The 17,687-nt window shown below is 64.6% G+C and carries 13 protein-coding genes and 2 pseudogenes; 5 read left to right on the top strand and 10 right to left on the bottom strand.

Annotated elements, in window-relative coordinates; all coding sequences use genetic code 11:
* Nucleotide 1: 1 nt before the first annotated feature.
* The 3 genes from X751_RS157645 to X751_RS0132805 are packed head-to-tail and all read left to right on the top strand — an operon-like array spanning nt 2 to nt 3,576.
* Nucleotides 2–1,525 (top strand): tripartite tricarboxylate transporter permease, encoded by a 1,524-nt coding sequence (locus tag X751_RS157645; protein ID WP_023744100.1) that lies wholly within the window; start codon nt 2–4, stop codon nt 1,523–1,525.
* 15 nt (nt 1,526–1,540) lie between these two features.
* Nucleotides 1,541–2,719, top strand: a complete 1,179-nt coding sequence (locus X751_RS0132800) for a CoA transferase (RefSeq protein WP_031246961.1) — start codon at nt 1,541–1,543, stop codon at nt 2,717–2,719.
* Entirely contained in the window at nt 2,716–3,576 is an 861-nt protein-coding gene (locus X751_RS0132805; protein ID WP_032892537.1) for a citryl-CoA lyase, read from the top strand. Before X751_RS0132800 ends, X751_RS0132805 begins: the two co-directional genes overlap by 4 nt.
* Before the next feature lie 6 nt (nt 3,577–3,582).
* On the opposite strand, the gene X751_RS157640 is transcribed toward X751_RS0132805, so the two are convergent.
* Nucleotides 3,583–4,059 (bottom strand): NUDIX hydrolase, encoded by a 477-nt coding sequence (locus tag X751_RS157640; RefSeq protein ID WP_023669717.1) that lies wholly within the window; start codon nt 4,057–4,059, stop codon nt 3,583–3,585.
* Nucleotides 4,060–4,181: 122 nt separating this feature from the next.
* Entirely contained in the window at nt 4,182–4,484 is a 303-nt protein-coding gene (locus X751_RS157635) for a hypothetical protein (protein ID WP_023683090.1), read from the bottom strand.
* Between the two features lie 218 nt (nt 4,485–4,702).
* Between X751_RS157635 and X751_RS0132810 the strand changes: the two genes are divergently transcribed.
* Nucleotides 4,703–5,293 (top strand): invasion associated locus B family protein, encoded by a 591-nt coding sequence (locus X751_RS0132810; protein ID WP_023669715.1) that lies wholly within the window; start codon nt 4,703–4,705, stop codon nt 5,291–5,293.
* A 15-nt stretch (nt 5,294–5,308) separates the two neighbouring features.
* Here X751_RS0132810 and X751_RS157630 read toward each other — a convergent pair whose 3' ends face one another.
* The 6 genes and pseudogenes from X751_RS157630 to X751_RS22890 form a co-directional block, all read right to left on the bottom strand.
* Nucleotides 5,309–6,001, bottom strand: coding sequence for a response regulator transcription factor (locus tag X751_RS157630; protein WP_023704189.1), 693 nt, complete (start codon nt 5,999–6,001; stop codon nt 5,309–5,311).
* A pseudogene (locus X751_RS01000000163570) lies at nt 5,998–8,737 on the bottom strand (sensor histidine kinase KdpD). Before X751_RS01000000163570 ends, X751_RS157630 begins: the two are co-directional and overlap by 4 nt.
* A 67-nt stretch (nt 8,738–8,804) precedes the next feature.
* Entirely contained in the window at nt 8,805–9,371 is a 567-nt protein-coding gene (kdpC, locus tag X751_RS157625) for a potassium-transporting ATPase subunit KdpC (RefSeq protein WP_023744101.1), read from the bottom strand.
* Between the two features lie 12 nt (nt 9,372–9,383).
* A pseudogene (gene kdpB / locus X751_RS01000000163575) lies at nt 9,384–11,488 on the bottom strand (potassium-transporting ATPase subunit KdpB).
* Entirely contained in the window at nt 11,485–11,712 is a 228-nt protein-coding gene (locus X751_RS157620; RefSeq protein ID WP_023686545.1) for a hypothetical protein, read from the bottom strand. The pseudogene kdpB and the gene X751_RS157620 overlap by 4 nt, the downstream one beginning before the upstream one ends.
* A gap of 1,807 nt (nt 11,713–13,519) precedes the next feature.
* On the bottom strand, nt 13,520–13,609 hold the full coding sequence (locus tag X751_RS22890) for a K(+)-transporting ATPase subunit F (RefSeq protein ID WP_023669708.1): 90 nt from the start codon (nt 13,607–13,609) through the stop codon (nt 13,520–13,522).
* Between the two features lie 402 nt (nt 13,610–14,011).
* On the opposite strand from X751_RS22890, the gene X751_RS157615 reads away from it, so the two are divergent.
* Nucleotides 14,012–15,802, top strand: a complete 1,791-nt coding sequence (locus X751_RS157615; RefSeq protein WP_023744102.1) for an NAD(P)/FAD-dependent oxidoreductase — start codon at nt 14,012–14,014, stop codon at nt 15,800–15,802.
* Nucleotides 15,803–15,957: 155 nt separating this feature from the next.
* On the opposite strand, the gene X751_RS157610 is transcribed toward X751_RS157615, so the two are convergent.
* On the bottom strand, nt 15,958–17,184 hold the full coding sequence (locus X751_RS157610) for an amidohydrolase/deacetylase family metallohydrolase (RefSeq protein ID WP_023744103.1): 1,227 nt from the start codon (nt 17,182–17,184) through the stop codon (nt 15,958–15,960).
* Nucleotides 17,185–17,288: 104 nt separating this feature from the next.
* The gene (locus tag X751_RS157605; RefSeq protein ID WP_023707576.1) at nt 17,289–17,654 is read right to left on the bottom strand and encodes a RidA family protein; all 366 of its coding nucleotides are present in this window, start codon (nt 17,652–17,654) and stop codon (nt 17,289–17,291) included.
* Nucleotides 17,655–17,687: the final 33 nt, after the last annotated feature.

Genomic DNA, 17,687 nt, shown 5'->3' on the forward strand with positions numbered 1-17,687 from the left:
CATGGAGACGCTCGGCCATCTCGCCCACGGATTTTCCGTCGCTTTCTCGCCGATGAACCTGTTGTGGTGCCTGGTCGGCACCACGCTCGGCACCGCCATCGGCGTGCTGCCCGGCCTCGGGCCGGCGCTGACCATCGCGCTGCTGCTGCCGATCACCTACCAGGTGGCGCCGGAGGCTTCCTTCATCCTGTTCGCCGGCATCTATTACGGCGCCATGTATGGCGGCTCGACGACCTCGATCCTGCTCAACACGCCGGGCGAAAGCGCCACCATCGTCACCGCGCTGGAAGGCAACAGGATGGCCCGCTCGGGTCGCGGCGGCGCGGCACTGGCGACCTCGGCGATCGGCTCCTTCGTCGCCGGCACCATCGGCACGATGGGCGTCGCCTTCCTGGCGCCGGTGGTGGTGAAGTTCGCGCTGGCCTTCGGGCCGGCCGAATATTTCTCGCTGATGGTGCTCGCCTTCATCACGGTTTCGGCGGTGCTCGGCTCGTCCTCCGTGCGCGGCCTCACCAGCCTGTTCATCGGCTTCGTCATCGGCATGATCGGCGTCGACCTGCAGACGGGACAGCCGCGCTTCACCTTCGGCATGAACGAACTGCTCGATGGCGTCGATGTCATCATTGCCGCGGTCGGCCTGTTTGCCGTCGGCGAGACGCTCTACATGGCCTCGCGCCGCTATGCCGGCAAGGACGAGATCGTGCCGCTCAAGGGATCGCTCTACATGACAGCGGCCGAATGGGGACGATCGTGGAAGCCATGGCTGCGCGGCGCTTTCATCGGCTTCCCGATCGGCGCCATGCCTGCCGGCGGCGCCGAGATCCCGACCTTCCTGTCCTATGCCATCGAGAAGAAGCTGTCGAAGCACAAGGAGGAGTTCGGCACGGTCGGCGCCATCGAGGGCGTTGCCGGACCGGAAGCCGCCAACAATGCGTCTGCCGCCGGCGTGCTGGTGCCGATGCTCACCCTTGGCCTGCCGACCTCGGCGACCGCCGCAATCATGCTGTCGGCCTTCCAGAGCTACGGCATCAATCCGGGACCGCTGCTGTTGACGACGCAGGCCGATCTGGTCTGGGGCCTGATCGCCAGCCTGTTCATCGCCAACGTCATCCTGGTCGTCCTCAACCTGCCGCTGATCGGGCTGTGGGTACGGCTGTTGAAAATCCCGGCGCCGCAGCTCTATGCCGGCATCCTGGTGTTCGCCACCGTCGGCACCTACGGCATCTCGCAATCGCCGATCGACCTCTTCATCCTCTATCTCCTGGGGGCCGCCGGCTTCCTGATGCGGCGCTTCGATTTCCCGACAGCGCCGGTCATCATCGGCATGATCCTGGGGCCGCTTGCCGAAACGCAGTTCCGCCGGGCGATGACGATCTCGAACGGCGACTGGTCGGTGTTCTACACCCACAAGCTGTCGCTGGTGCTGCTGATCCTTGCCTTCATCGGGCTCGCCGGTCCGCATATCTGGGCCTTCATCGAGCATCGGCGCCGGCGCGGGCCGGAGCATGTGCCGGGCGATGCCTGAGCGACCTGGAGCATCATGACCGATCTGCTTGCCGGCATCCGCATTCTCGACCTGACCAATGTGCTGGCAGGTCCTTACTGCGCCTACCAGCTGGCGCTGCTCGGCGCCGATGTCATCAAGGTCGAGACGCCGCAAGGCGGCGATCTGGCGCGTCAGCTCGGCGCCTCGCCGGCGCTCAACAAAGCCGGCATGGGCGCGTCGTTCCTGGCCCAGAATGCCGGCAAACGATCGGTGGTGCTGGATCTCAAAAGCGAAGCCGACCGCGAACGCTTCCTCGATCTCGTCGCCTCGGCCGACGCGCTGGTCGAGAACTTTCGACCGGGCGTGATGGGGCGGCTGGGTCTCGGCTATGAGGTGCTGAAAGCGGTCCGCCCCGGTCTCGTCTATTGCGCCATATCAGGGTTCGGCCAGAGCGGGCCGATGCGCGACAATCCGGCCTACGATCAGATCATCCAGGGGCTGTCCGGCATCATGAGCATCACCGGCACGCCGGAGACAGCACCCTTGCGGGTCGGCTATCCCGTCGCCGACACGCTGGGCGGGCTGGTCGGGGCCTTCGCCATTGCCGCGGCGCTGGTCAAGCAGAAGACCTCGGGCGAGGGCGCGTTTCTCGATGTCTCGATGCTCGAATGCACGCTGTCGGCGCTGGGCTGGCCGGTGTCCAACTATCTGACCGCCGGCGTCGAGCCGCAGCCGATGGGCAATGAGAACATGACGGCTGCGCCCTCCGGCGCGTTTCGCACCGGCGACGGCCTGCTCAACATCGCCGCCAACAAGCAGGAGCAGTTCGTCACGCTTTGCCGGCTGATCGGCCAGCCGGAGCTGGCCGACGATCCGCGCTTTGCCGAGCGCGAGACGCGCAAGCAGAACCGCGCCTCCTTGAAAGGGCTGATCGAGACAGCGCTTGCGAGCGCCTCGGCGGCTGCCTGGGAAGAAAAGTTCAACCGCGCCGGCGTTCCGGCGGGCCGGGTGCTGACGATCCCCCAAGTGCTTGGCGAGCGCCAGGTGGTCGAGCGCGACATGACCACGCGTTTCCAGGGTCTGCCCGGCATGGCGGAGCCGCTGACCGTGGTGCGCGGCGGCTTCATGGTCGATGGCGCGGCACCCTTGCCGGTCCTGCCGCCGCCTGTGCTGGGCGAGCATATGGACGAGGTTTTTTCCACCCTGCCGCCGCGCGCCAGGAGAAGCGCGTGAGCGAGAGAAAAACCGGCCGCGAGCGCGGCGAGGAGTGGTGGCAGACCGGCATCATCGAGATGGGCCCCGGCATCATCCGGCTGCGCGGCTATGAAATCCAGGAGCTGATCGGCCGCGTCAGCTTTCCGGCCACGATCTGGCTGATGCTGCGCGGCGAATTGCCGAGCGAGGAGCAGGCGGCGCTGCTCGGCATTGCGCTGGGGGCGGCCGTCGACCACGGGCCGCAGGCGCCGTCGATCGCCATTGCCCGCATGGCCATCACCTGCGGCGTCGGCATCAACAGCGCCATGGCGTCCGCCGTCAACGTGCTGGGTGACGTGCATGGCGGCGCCGGCGAACAGGCGCTGTCCTTCTATGGCGACATTGCCGTGGCACTTGACCAGGGTGTTGCGCTGGACCAAGCCGTAGCCGCACGGCTCGACCGTTTCTTCGCCGAGGAGAAAGGCTATGTGCCGGGATTTGGCCATCGCTTCCACCCGGTCGATCCGCGCGCGCCGCGCCTGATCGCAGTGACGCGCGAGTTTGCCGCGCGCGGCGTCGTCAGCGGACGCTTTGCCGACATCGCCGAGGCCGTCGAATCAGAGGTGGCACGGCGCAAGGGGAAGAAAATACCGCTCAACATCGACGGCGCCACCGCCGTCATCTATGGCGAGCTCGGCTTTCCGCCGCCGTTGACGCGCGGCCTGTTCGTGCTCTCGCGCTCGGTCGGCATCCTGGCGCATGCATGGGAACAGTCGCAGCAAAGCGAGCGCAACAAAGGGCCGCTGCCGCGCGAATGGCTGTGGGCCTATACGGGCACGCCGCTGCGGCCATTTCCAGGGGACCAGGGTCCCGCTGAAGGGGACGAGGGCAAGTGAGGTTGGTCAGGCCGGGTCCGGCACTGCCGGCTGAGGCGGCGCCAGGTTGGCCATCAGCGTCGAGAGATCCGGCTCATCGATGAGCAACGCCGCGTCCTGCGGCTTGAGCCATGCCCGCTGGCGGCTCTTGGCCTCCTGCCAGTTGGCCAGTTCCTCGGACACCTCCAACAGATAGACGACGACGTCGACGCGCACGAAATTGTGCTCCAGCCGTTTCCAATAGGAATAGCTGCCGGCCGGCGCCTTGCGGGTCTTGCCGAGCACGCCGGCTTCTTCGCGCGCCTCGATGGTGGCGGCCTTGCGCCCGCTCTTGCCTTTCATGGGCCAGCCCTTGGGCACGATGAACCGCTTCGTCGCTCGCGACGTCACCAGCATCACTTCGAAATTGCCTGAAACGTCCAGGCGAAAGGGAATGGCGGCGACCTGGCGAATGCGTTCGCCTCGCCTTGCCTTGCGTACCGCCTTTTTCTTGGTCGTCGCCATGTGCTGAAAATCCGGTCGGCGGGCGCACCGCCGCACGCCGCCTGCAAACCCCTGATATGCCCGCGAGGCAATGAGGCATTTTTAGTAAATAAGTCGACTAAGTAAATCGCAAGCGACCGATATCAACGGCAAACACGCACAATCTGGTTGTTGACGATCTGAATCGGACAAGCTTGCCGGACGACGGGCACTTCGGGGCGCGGCTGCGGCACGATCCGACGGTCCTGCTCGCGATATTGCTGCTGCTGTTGCTGGAACTGCTGCCGCTGCAGGCTGTTGCGCAATTGCTGCAGCTGGTTCTGCTGGATCAGCCGGTTGGCGCTGGGATTGACGGACTGAGCCGCAGCAGATTGCATGATGCCGGCGAGCGTTGCCGCCGCCAGCATTGCCGACATGAGAACTGTCGATAGGCGAAGCGTCGACATCAGTTCATTCCCGTACAGATATAACCTCCTCTCTATATAGGGCGTTCGTCTCGATCTGCCATGGGCCGGTCTGCCATGGGCCGATCTGCCACGGGTTGGCGAAATCCCTGAGGAAGCGGCCCGGCCGCACTTGACAGAAAAGATCGATTGACCGCTCTATCGGGCGCGGATCTCGGGCTCAATCGCGGCTGACTCGAGGCACAATCGGGAGCATATTGATGAAAAGCAGGCAAGTATATTTCGCGGCGCTACTGGGCAGCATCTGTATTCTTGGCCCGGTGGCAGTCGCGGCGCAAACCAAGACCGACAAGGCGGCGCCTGCCGCCGCAGCGCCCGCCCCTGCTGCCGGCCCGACATTGCCTGGCGGCGCCTCGGCGCTGTCCGAGACACATGGCGACTGGACGGTCAATTGCCAGGTAACCGGCACGGCCAAGGTTTGCAGCCTGTCGCATCAGCAGTTCAACAAGCAGTCCAACCAGCGCCTGCTGGCGATCGAGCTGTCGAGCAAGAGCGGCGAGGATGCCGCCGGAACGCTGGCGCTGCCGTTCGGCCTGGCGCTCGCCAAAGGCGTCAGCCTGACCATCGACGACCAGAAGCTGGAAGGCAGCCTGCCGTTCAACACCTGCCAGGCCGTCGGCTGCCTGGTGCCGGTGGCGTTCGATGCCAGCGTCACGCCGCTGCTGAAGGCAGCCACCACGCTGAAGATCGACGCCTTCGCGGCCGACACCGGTCAAGCGGTGAGTTTCACCATCCCGCTCAACGGCTTCGGCGGCGCACTGGCACGGACCGCGGAACTCTCGGCGGACTGAGCGGAAAACGTCCGGTCACTCAACCTCGCGTAGCCGGTACCCCACCCCGGTTTCGGTGGTGATGTAGCGCGGCTGGTCGGGCGACTTTTCGATCTTCTGCCGGAGCTGGCGGACATAGACCCTCAGATACTGCACGTCGGTCGAATCGCCCCACACCTGCTTCAGAATGAAATGGTGGGTCAGCACCTTGCCGGCATGCTGCACCATAATGCGCAATATGTCGTACTCCTTGGGGGAGAGCTTTATCTCCTTGCCTTCGACCTTGACGATGCGCTTGACCAGGTCGACGCTGAGATCGCCGGTGTGGAACACCGGCTTTTCGCCCTGCTGCTGGAATTTGTGGCGCAGCGCGACGCGGATGCGGGCGACCAGCTCGTTCATGCCGAACGGCTTGGTGATGTAGTCGTCAGCGCCGAGTTCGAGCGCCGCGACGATGCCGGCTTCGTCGGTGCGGCTGGACAGGATGACCACGGGCACGTCGAGGCCGTCGCCGCGCCATTTGCGCAGGAGGTCGAGGCCGCCCATGCCGGGCAGGCCGAGATCGAGCAGGATCAGATCCGGCTTTTGCGCGTCGACGAGTTCGATCGCAGCGTTGGCGTTGGGCGCTTCGCTGACCGCATAACCCTGGCTGCCGAGGCCGACGCGCAGCAGTTTGCGGATCGGCGGCTCGTCATCGACGACCAGTATGCTGACGTTGGAATTTGTCATGCCGGATCACCAGATGCTTGCTCGTCCACACCTGATACGTCCGTATCGGACGATTGTACCAACCTCGGCATGCGGATTGTGAAGACTGCGCCCGGGCGATCGCTGCGGTTCGCCGCCATGATCGTGCCGCCCATCGCCTCGATGAAGCCCCGGCAGATCGACAGGCCGAGCCCGGTGCCGGCCTGGACCTGATCGCGCTTGCGCACCCGGTAGAAGCTGTCGAAGACGCGCTCCAGGTCGGCGGGCGGAATGCCCGGTCCCTCATCCATGATCTGCAGCGCGACGGAGCCATTGTCGGCCCAGCCCTGCAGCCGGATTGTCGATCCCTGTGGCGCGTATTTCGCGGCATTGTCGAGCAGATTGAACAGCATCTGTTCGAACAGCACGGGATCAAGCTTCAGCATCGGCAGGTCGGCCGGAACATCAACCTCGGTCTTGTGCCCGGCAGTGATCTTGCGCGCCCGTTGCAAGGCCGAGCCGACGACATCGCCGACATAGTGGAGAGCAAAATTCGGCTCCATGGCGCCGGATTCAATCTTGGTCATGTCGAGCAGATTGGCGATGAAGCGGTTCAGCCGTTCGGACTCGTCGAGCACGGTGGTCAGCAGCTCGGCCCGATCGTTCTCGGGCAGTGCCGGCGCAAATTCCCTGAGCGTGCCGGCCGCGCCCATGATGGCCGCCAGCGGCGTCTTCAGATCATGCGAGATCGACGTCAGCAGTGCCGAGCGCAAGCGGTCGGCCTCGGCCGCCAGCCTGGCGCGATCGACATCGGCGACCAGCTGGATGCGCTCGATGGCAACCGCCGCCTGATCGGCCAGCGCGTCGAGCAGGCGCTGTTGCTCGGGCGTCAAGAGCGGCCCCTGCTTGTCATTGTCGAGGCCAACGACGCCGATGGCGGTACGGCCGGTCCGCAAGGGCAGGTAGAGCCGTTTTGCCCCGGGCAGGGTATCGGCGCCACGGCCGGCAGCCCGGTTGTGTTCCCAGGCCCAGCGTGCAGCCGCGATGTCGGCCTCGGCCAGCGTGTCGTCGGGGGGATAACCGGCCTTGACGGTGATCGTGCCTTCTTCCGGCAACAGCAGCACTACGCGCAGCTTCAGCATCGAGGCGATCTGGAACGCGGTGGCCCACAAAACGTCGTCGAGCGTGCCGGCGCCGGCGAGTTTCTTTGAAAAGAGGTAGATGTCCTCGGTGGCCCGGGCGCGTGAACGGGCGGCGGCTGCCTGACGCTGCACACGCGCCGTCAGATTGCTGGCGATGACGGCAACGACGAGGAAGACGGNAGACGGCGAAGGCAACGATGCTCTCCGGATCGCGGATCGTCATCGTGTAGCGCGGCTCGAGAAAGAAGAAGTTGAAGGCAATGGCGCTGAGGAAACAGGCGTACAGCGCCGGCCACAGGCCAAAGGTCACTGCCGATGTCAGCACCGCCAGCAGAAGCACGCTGGCAAGGTTGCGAACGTCGAGGAACTGATCGAGGACGGCACTGACGGCAAGCGCGCCGGCGACATAGACGGTCGAGAAAAGATAAGGCCAGATTTGAAATGGCGTCTGCTCGGCCGCCGCCTTGACCCTCGACGTGGCCTCGTTGTCGCGCTCCGTTCCTGAAATGACATGGACGCTGATATCGCCGGCATTGCGGATCAGATCGTAGGTGAGCGAGCCCTCGATCAGTTCGCGCCAGCGCGAGCGGGTCGGCCTGCCGACGACGATATGGGTGAAGTTGTTCACTGTGGCGTGGCGGACGATGTCCTGGGCGACGTTCTGGCCCGGAATGGTCGTCACCTCGGCGCCGAGCTGCTCGGCCAGGCGCAAGAGCGTGGCCAGCTGGTCCTTGTCTTCCTCCGACATGCCGGCCGAACGCGGCGTGTCGACATGCAGCGCCGTCCACGGTGCGCGCAGCCGGTCGGCCAGCCGGCGCGCATAGCGGACACGAGACGCTCCGCCCGGACGCGCATCGACGCAGACGAGCACCCTTTCGCCCGCCGCCCAGGGGCCGGGAATGGCGTGCGACTGCATGTGGTTGAGCAACTGCTCGTCGACGCGCTGGGCGGTGCGGCGCAGCGCCAATTCCCGAAGCGCGGTCAGATTGCCCGGCGAGAAATAGTTTTCGACTGCGCGCTGGGCAGTGTTGGGGAAATAGACCTTGCCCTCCTTCAGCCGCTTGATCAGGTCGTCGGGCGTGAGGTCGATGATCTCGATGTCGTCGGCCTGGTCGATGATGGAGTCCGGGACCGTTTCGCGCACCCTGACGCGGGTGATCTGTGCCACGACGTCATTCAGGCTCTCGACATGCTGGATATTGAGCGTGGTGTAGACGTCGATGCCGCGCGCAAGGATTTCCTGGACGTCGAGATAGCGCTTGGGGTGGCGGCTGCCGGGTGCGTTGGTGTGGGCGAGTTCGTCGACGAGCACCAGCGCCGGCCGGCGGGCGAGGATGGCGTCGATGTCCATCTCATTCAGCACGCGGTCCTTGTAGTCGACCTTCTGGCGCGGGATGACCTCGTAGCCGTCGACCAGCGCCAGTGTTTCCTTGCGGCCGTGGGTCTCGACGACGCCGATCACTACGTCGACGCCGTCGGCCAACCTGGCGCGGCCGGCCATCAGCATTTCATAGGTCTTGCCGACGCCGGGGGCCGCGCCGAGAAATATCCGCAGACGGCCGCGCTCTTCCCGTTCCGCATGCTCGAGCAGCGCGTCCGGAGAGGGTCTGGTATCGTTGCTTCTGGCGTCCGGCATCAGGCTCGATCATGAACGGCGCCGAGGATCGTGTCGATCCCCGGCCCCTGGCTTCAGAGATTGTCTCTCACTGCTTGGTATCGTCCAGTGCCAGGTTGAGCGCCAGCACATTGACGACCGGCTCGCCGAGGAAGCCGAGTTCGCGGCCTTCGACATGGCTGTCGACAAGCGCCTTGACCTTGGCTTCGTCGAAGCCCCTGGCCTTGGCCACCCGAGCGACCTGGAAATAGGCGGCGTCCGGGCTGATGGCGGGGTCGAGGCCGCTGCCGGACGTCGTCACCAGATCCATCGGCACCGGCTGGTTCGGGTTCTCCGCCTTCAGCTTTGCAACATCGCCCTTGATGCGGTCGATCAGCTTGGGGTTGGTTGGACCGAGATTGGAGCCGCTGGACGCTGCGGCGTTGTATCCGTCGCCGGCAGCCGAGGGGCGGCCATGGAAATACTTGTCGTCGGCAAAGCCCTGGCCGATCAGTTCGGAGCCGATGACCGTGCCGTTTTTCTCGATCAAGCTGCCATTGGCCTGGTGCGGAAACAGCGCCTGGGCGATGCCGGTCATGCCCAGGGGATAGATCAGGCCGGTCAAAACGGTGAAAAAGACGATCATGATAACAGCGGGTCTTATCTGAGTGAGCATGGACGTATTTCCTTAAGCGAGGCCGAGGCCGGTGACGATCATGTCGATCGCCTTGATGCCGACGAAGGGAACGATGATGCCGCCGAGGCCGTAGACCAGCAGGTTGCGGCTGAGCAGCGCGCCGGCGCCGATGGCGCGGTATTTGACGCCTTTAAGCGACAGCGGGATCAGAGCGATGATGATCAGCGCGTTGAAGATGATGGCCGACAGGATGGCGCTCTGCGGCGTCGCCAGATGCATGATGTTGAGCGCTTGCAGGGGGCCGATTGTATGTCCCGGCGCAACGTAGAAGACGGCAAACATGGCCGGGATGATGGCGAAGTATTTGGCGACGTCGTTGGCGATCGAGAAGGTCGTCAGCGAGCCGCGCGTCATCAGCAGCGCCTTGCCGATCTCGACGATCTCGATCAGCTTGGTCGGGTCACTATCGAGGTCGATCATGTTGCCGGCCTCGCGGGCGGCAACCGTGCCGGTGTTCATGGCGACGCCGACATCGGCCTGCGCCAAGGCCGGCGCGTCGTTGGTGCCGTCACCGCACATGGCGACCAGCTTGCCCTTGGCCTGTTCGTCGCGGATCAGCTTCAGCTTGTCCTCGGGCGTGGCCTGGGCGAGGAAATCGTCGACGCCGGCTTCGGCTGCGATCGCCGCCGCAGTCATCGGATTGTCGCCGGTGATCATCACGGTGCGGATGCCCATTTTGCGCAGTTCGGCAAAGCGCTCGCGGATACCACCCTTGACGATGTCCTTGAGGTGGACGACGCCGAGCAGGCGGCCGTCACGCTCGACGGCCAGCGGCGTGCCGCCCGACTTGGCGATCTCGTCGGCGATCGCCTGGAGATCCTTGACGGTGTCGCTGCCGGGGCGCGTGCCGTGAGTGGCCGATGACGACTGGCTGACATAGGCGAGAACCGAATCGACGGCGCCCTTGCGCACCGACGAGCCATCGATGTCGACGCCGCTCATCCGGGTCTGCGCGGTGAAGGGCACGAAGCTGGCATGCAAGGTTGCCATGTCACGGGCGCGGATGGCGTATTTCTCCTTGGCCAGCACGACGATCGAGCGTCCCTCAGGCGTCTCGTCGGCGAGCGAGGCGAGCTGCGCGGCATCGGCCAGTTCCTGTTCGGTGACGCCCTTGACCGGGCGGAATTCGGTGGCCTGGCGGTTGCCGAGCGTGATGGTGCCGGTCTTGTCGAGCAAAAGCGTATCGACGTCGCCCGCCGCTTCGACGGCACGGCCGGACATGGCCAGCACGTTGAAGCGCACCAGGCGGTCCATGCCGGCAATGCCGATGGCCGACAGCAGGGCGCCGATGGTGGTCGGGATCAAGGTGACGAACAGCGCGACCAGCACCGTCACCGGGATATAGCCGCCGGAATAGGAGGCAAAGCTCGGGATCGTGGCGGTGGCCAGCACGAAGATCAGCGTCATGCCGACGAGCAGGATGTTGAGCGCGATCTCGTTGGGCGTCTTCTGGCNGTCTTCTGGCGCGAGGCACCCTCGACCAGCGAGATCATGCGGTCGAGGAAGGTGTGGCCGGAGGCGGCTGATATGCGCACGCGAATCCAGTCGGACAGAACCTGCGTGCCGCCGGTGACCGCCGAACGGTCGCCGCCGGATTCGCGAATGACGGGTGCGGACTCGCCGGTGATTGCCGCCTCGTTGACCGAGGCCACGCCTTCGATCACTTCACCGTCGGACGGGATGATGTCGCCGGCTTCGACCAGCACGATGTCGCCAACCTTCAGGCTGGTGCCGGGCACCAGCTTGAACCTGGAGCGGTCTTCGCCGGCAAGCAGCTTGGCCTGGGTTTCGGTGCGCGCCTTGCGCAGCGAATCGGCCTGCGCCTTGCCGCGGCCTTCGGCGACGGCCTCGGCGAAGTTGGCGAACAGCACGGTGAACCACAGCCAGATGACGATCTGCAGCGTAAAGCCGAAATCGCCGCCGCCGGTGGCGAGATCCTTGACGAACAGGACCGTGGTAAGAAGCGAGACGATGGCGACGACGAACATCACCGGGTTCCTGACCAGCGTGCGGGGGTCGAGTTTCCTGAAGGCGCCGCCGATGGCCGGCCACAGGATGCGGGCATCCATGATGCTCGCGGATTTGGACTGGCTCATTTGGTGGCTCCAGTATCTGAACTGTTGGCCGGCACCGACCGATCGGATGCCGAAAAGAGGGGCGGCGGACCATAGGCCAGCAGCCAGATCACGATCATGACTGCCGCGAGGCCGAGGAAGGTAGATACGCTGGGGAAGGGAGGGGGCGTTTCCTCCCCCTCATTGCCGGCTCGTGGGCCGGCTCGCGGCCGGGCCTTCATGCGTTTCGGGTAGAACCAGGACATGACAAGCCTCAGAATGTCTGGCCGTTGATGGCAGCCAGGTGCTCGACGATCGGTCCGATCGCCAGTGCCGGGAAGAAGGTCAGGCCGACGACGATCAGGATGACGCCGACGAGCAGGCCGACGAACAGCGGGCCGTCGGTCGGGAAGGTGCCGGCGGAAGCCGGAACCGTCTTCTTCGTCGCTAGCGAGCCGGCAATGGCAAGCGCTGGAATGATGACGAAGAAGCGACCCACCCACATGGAGATGCCGAGCGTGATGTTGTACCAGGGCGTGTTGCCGGAAAGGCCGCCAAAGGCCGAGCCGTTGTTGGCCGCCGCCGAAGTGTAGGCATAAAGAACCTCGGAGAAGCCATGCGGACCGCCATTGGCCATCGAGGCGACGGCGCTTGGCAGCACGACCGCTATTGCCGTGAAGACCAGCATGACCAACGGCAGAGTGAGGATGGCGAGCATTGCCATCTTGACCTCCTTGGCCTCGATCTTCTTGCCGAGATATTCGGGCGTGCGGCCAACCATCAGGCCGGCGACGAACACGGTGATGACGATGAACATGACGATGCCGTAGAAGCCGGCGCCGACGCCGCCGACGATGACTTCGCCGAGCTGCATGTAGATCGGAAGAGCACACGTCTGAACTNGTAGAAGCCGGCGCCGACGCCGCCGACGATGACTTCGCCGAGCTGCATGTTGAGCATCGGGATCAGGCCGCCAAGTGCTGTGAACGAGTCATGCATGGCGTTCACCGCACCGCAGCTCGCAGCCGTGGTGATGACGGCGAATAGTGCCGAAGCGGCAATGCCGAAGCGGCTCTCCTTGCCTTCCATGTTGGCGCCGTCGACGCCCAACGCATGGACCAGCGGATTGCCCGCGGCTTCCGCCCAGTAGCAGATAACGACGCCAGCGATGAACAGCACACCCATCGTGGCCAGGATCGCCCAGCCCTGGCGCTGGTTGCCGACCATGCGGCCGAAGACGTTGGTGAGTGCAGCACCCAGCGCGAAGATCGTCACCATCTGGATCATGTTGGAGATGGCGTCGGGGTTTTCGAAAGGATGCGCGGCATTGGCGTTGAAGAAGCCGCCGCCATTGGTGCCGAGCATCTTGATGGCGACCTGCGAGGCGACCGGCCCAAGGGCGAGCGTCTGCTTGGCGCCCTCCAGCGTGGTGGCGTCGACATAAGGCCCGAGCGTCTGCGGCATGCCGAGCCAGACATAGACAAGGGTGAGCACGATGCTGAGCGGCAGCAGGATGTAGAGCGTGCAGCGGGTCATATCCACCCAGAAATTGCCGATCGATTTGGCCGAGGCGCGGGCGAAGCCGCGGATCAGCGCCACCGCAATGGAAATGCCGACGGCGGCGGACATGAAGTTCTGAACAGTCAGGCCGGCCATCTGCACGAGGTAGGACAACGTGCTTTCGCCGCCGTAATTCTGCCAGTTGGTGTTGGTGACGAAGCTGACGGCAGTGTTGAAGGCGAGATTGGGTTCGACCGATGCCATCCCGGCCGGATTGTAAGGCAGGACGCCCTGCAGGCGTTGCAGAAAGTACAGCACCAGGAAGCTGGCAAGGCTGAAGAAGATGATTCCTGCCGCGTAGGTCGTCCAGTGCTGCTCCTCGCGCTCGCTGGTTCCCGAAATGCGGTAGAGGCCGCGCTCAACGGGCCCGAGTATGGCCGAGAGAAAGGTGCGATCGCCATTGAAGACGCGGTACATGTAGCCGCCGAGCGGCTTCACCAGCAAAACGACCATCCCGCAATAAACCAGGATCTGTATCCATCCGTTGAGTGTCATGGGTTTCCGTGCCTTGCTTCAGAAGCGTTCTGGGCGAACGAGGGCGTATGTCAGGTAGACGAGCAGGAACAAGGTCACGCCGCCACCGAGGATGTAATCGACAAGCATGGTGCGATCCTTCCGCTTAAAGAGCGTCGCAAGCTTTGATGTAGGCGAGGGAAAGACCGAAGAACAAAACCTCGATCCCGATGACGACGATGTCCATTTGTGTTGGTCCTTGCTTCTGCTTGTATTTGGCGCCAGCGACCGGCGAGCCAGAAATTCCATGAGAACGGCCCGCCGTAACTCTGGGGTCACGGCGTCCGCAGCGTTTTGCTCGAGATGGAATATGGACCCGATCGCCATAAAGGTTCGAGACGGGGCCGGGAGGAAAGATATAAAATTCCTATAAAGATTTCCGGGAGATGGCTCCGTTCCGGGCCGCTAGAAACCGACGCCATGATATCGCGACCCCTCTTGCGGCGGCTCCGTCTTTCGAAACAATGGGAACGCAAAGTGAGGGAAAAACAGATGCTCGACATGGCACCATCGAAACAGGCGGCGACATGGCTTTGCGCGCTTGCACGGGCGCTGGAAGCTGATGACGCCGAGGCGGCCGCCAACCTGTTCGTCGAGGATTGCTACTGGCGCGATCTGCTGGCTTTCACCTGGAACATCACCACGATGGAAGGCCGCGATGAGATCCGCGACATGCTGCAAGCGACGCTGGCGGAAGCGAAGCCCTCACACTGGACGCTGTCCGGCGAGGCGACCTCGGATGAGGGCACCGTCGAGGCCTGGTTCACGTTCGAAACGGCGGTCGCGCGGGGCGAAGGGATTGTGCGCCTTACGGACGGCCGCTGCCGGACCTTGTTCACGGCGGTGCGTGAGCTCAAGGGGTTCGAGGAACAAAAGGGACCGGCGCGGCCGCTTGGTATCCGTCACAAGGCCGATCCGAAGCGCGAAACCTGGGCGGAGGCGCGGGCGCGCGAGACGCGCGACCTCGGCGCCACCGAGCAGCCCTATTGCCTGGTGATCGGCGGCGGGCAGGGCGGCATCATGCTCGGCGCGCGGCTGAGGCAGCTCGGTGTGCCCACCATCATCATCGAGAAAAATGCGCGCCCCGGCGATTCCTGGCGCAACCGTTATCGCTCGCTCGTGCTCCACGATCCGGTCTGGTACGACCATCTGCCCTACATTCCGTTCCCGGAGAACTGGCCGGTGTTCACGCCCAAGGACAAGATGGGCGACTGGCTGGAGATGTATGTCAGGGTGATGGAGCTCAACTACTGGGTCGCCACCAAATGCCTCAGCGCCAGCTATGACGAGGCCGAGAAGGTGTGGACTGTGGTGGTCGACCGTGTCGGCCGGCAGATCACGCTGAAGCCGAAGCACATTGTCTTTGCCACCGGCGCCTATGGCCCGCCACGCCAGATCGCGCTGCCCGGCGCCGAGACCTTCAAGGGCGAACTCCTGCATTCCAGCCAGTATGCAAGCGGCGAGAAATTCCGCGGCAGACGTGTCGCTGTCATCGGCGCGGCAAGCTCGGGGCACGATGTCAGCGTCGACCTCTGGGAGAGCGGCGCAGACGTCACCATGATCCAGCGGTCGCCGACGACAGTGGTGAAATCCGACACTCTGATGGAAGTCGGCTTCGAGATCTTCTCGGAAAAGGCTTTGGCGCGCGGCATCAGCACCGACAAGGCCGACCTGATCGTCGCGTCCACGCCGTTCGCGCTTGTACCCAAGGGCCAGCGGGATCTTTACGAGGTGATCAAGGCACGCGACGCAGACTTCTACGACCAGCTACGCGCCGCCGGCTTCGCCATCGATTTCGGGGAGGACGAGACCGGGCTGTTGATGAAGGCCTACCGCACCGGCTCCGGCTACTACATCGATGTCGGCGCCTGCGAACTGATCATCAATGGCGAGATCAAAGTGAAGAGCGGCGTCGGCATCAGTTCATTGACGCCGACCGGCATCCTGTTCGACGACCGCAGCGAGCTGGCCGTCGATGCGATCGTCGCCTGTACCGGCTACCAGTCGATGAACGAGACCGTGGCGGCCATCGTCTCGCGCGAGGTCGCCGACAAGGTCGGGCCATGCTGGGGCCTCGGCTCCGGCGTCAAGGGCGATCCCGGTCCTTGGCAAGGCGAGCTGCGCAACATGTGGAAGCCGACGGCGCAGGACGCGCTGTGGTTCCACGGCGGCAATCTGGCGCTGTCGCGGTTTTACTCGAAATATGTGGCGCTGCAGATCAAGGCGCGGATGGAAGGGATTGCGACGCCGGTGTTTGGGGCGGTGAGTAACGCAGGGCGCTAGCGATCTCCTCCCCCCTCGAGGGGGAGATGTCGCCGAAGGCGGCAGAGGGGGGTCGCCGCGCGTGGAGCGCTGACCTCCAGCTGCCGCGCGGAGCTTGCGTCCGGTCGAACCGACCCCCTCTGGCCTGCCGGCCATCTCCCCCTCAAGGAGGGAGATTATCCACGCCCGAAATGCCGTGCCGCGACCTCGACATGCGTATGTGCCGCACGCGGCTCGAAGCGCTCGGTCTCGTTGTGGTCGGGCGCCTCGTTCGGCCACCAGACACCGCCGATAACAATGCCTTCTGAGACCAGCCGCTGATCCGCGATCAGCGCCGCACCGACCGCATCGACGAAGGTAAAGCGCCCGGGGCGCAGTCTCAGCACCGCGACATCGCCGACACCGCCAACTTTCAGCGTCCCAAGCTCCGGCCTGGCGATCGCCTCGGCTGGCCTTTGCGTGGCGGCGCGCAGCACCTCGACCAGCGGCATGCCCAGCGCCATTAGCTTCGACATGCAGACCAGTATGTCGAAGGCCGGACCGTCGACGCAATAGAGATGCACGTCGCTGGAGATGACGTCGGGCGCGAGGCCCTCGGCCAGCATCGCTTTCGCCACGGCGAAGTCGAACGATCCCATGCCGTGGCCGATGTCGAAGATGACGCCGCGTTCGCGGGCCAGCCGCATGTCCGGCCGCACCGCGCCGGAGGCGAAGACCGGCGCGTTGGGGAACGGGCGAAAACAGTGCGTGAGGATGTCACCCTTGCGCAGCCGCGGCAGCACTTCGGAGCGGCCGGGCGGCGGCTCGTCTATATGCGCCATCAGCGGCAGGCCGGCCTGGTCGGCGGCTTCCAGCGCGAGATCGACCGGCGCGATGCCGCTGGCGCCGCCGGCATGCTTGCCGGAGCGCACTTTTACGCCGACGACGACATCGGCGTGCTCGCGCACCGCAGCCACCGTCTCGCGTGGCTCGCAGAGCCTGAGATCGCTGCATTCGCCGACAGAGACGCTTTGCGAGAAGCCGAATATGCCGGCAAAGGAGATGTTGACATAGGCCAGGATGCGCACCTTCGAGCGCTCGATGACATGGCGGCGAAAGCCCAGAAAATTGCCGGCGCCGGCGCTGCCGGCATCGATGAAGGTGGTGGTGCCGCTCTTGGCCGCCAGCCGGTCGGCGTCGACGCCAAGCGAGGTGCCGCCCCAATAGACATGGCTATGCAAATCGATGAGGCCGGGCGTGACGATGCAATCACGAGCGTCGACTATCTTGGTGGCGTGCTCGGCATCGATCGCCGCCTCGATGGCCACGATGCGTCCGCCCGCAACGGCGACATCGCGCGGCGCGTCCAGGCCCGAGGCCGGATCGATCAGGCGGCCGCCCTTGATCAGGAGATCGAACTGCATCGGCGCCTGCCTCTCTTCGTTTTGGGGCATGATCTCTGGACAAAACGGTTTCCGTTTGTCCGAGAAAACCCCGTCTCCACTTTTCGGGATCATGCCCCGGCTGGTCAAACCGGCCGGTAGGCGACGGCTTCGACCTCGATCTTGATGTCGATCATCAGCCGCGATTCGACCGTGGTGCGGGCCGGCGGATTCTTCGGGAAGTGCTTGGCGTAGACGGCATTGAAGGCGCCGAAGTCGCGCGCGTCCTCGAGCCAGACCGTGGTCTTGACGACATCGTCCATGGTGCAACCGGCCAGCGCGAGTGCCGCCTTCACATTCTGCAGCACCTGCTCGGTCTGCTCGGTGATGCCGCCCTTGACCACGATGCGGTCGCTGTCGACCGGCACCTGGCCTGAGATGTAGACGAAATCCCCGGCGCGCACGGCCGGCGACAGCGGCACGTGGGATGTTCCAAAACACTCTTTAGGCAAAGGAAACTCCTGTTCAGAATGGCGGGCCGCGCC

Origin of the sequence: Mesorhizobium sp. LNJC394B00 (genome assembly GCF_000502555.1) — a bacterium.
Taxonomy (GTDB): domain Bacteria; phylum Pseudomonadota; class Alphaproteobacteria; order Rhizobiales; family Rhizobiaceae; genus Mesorhizobium.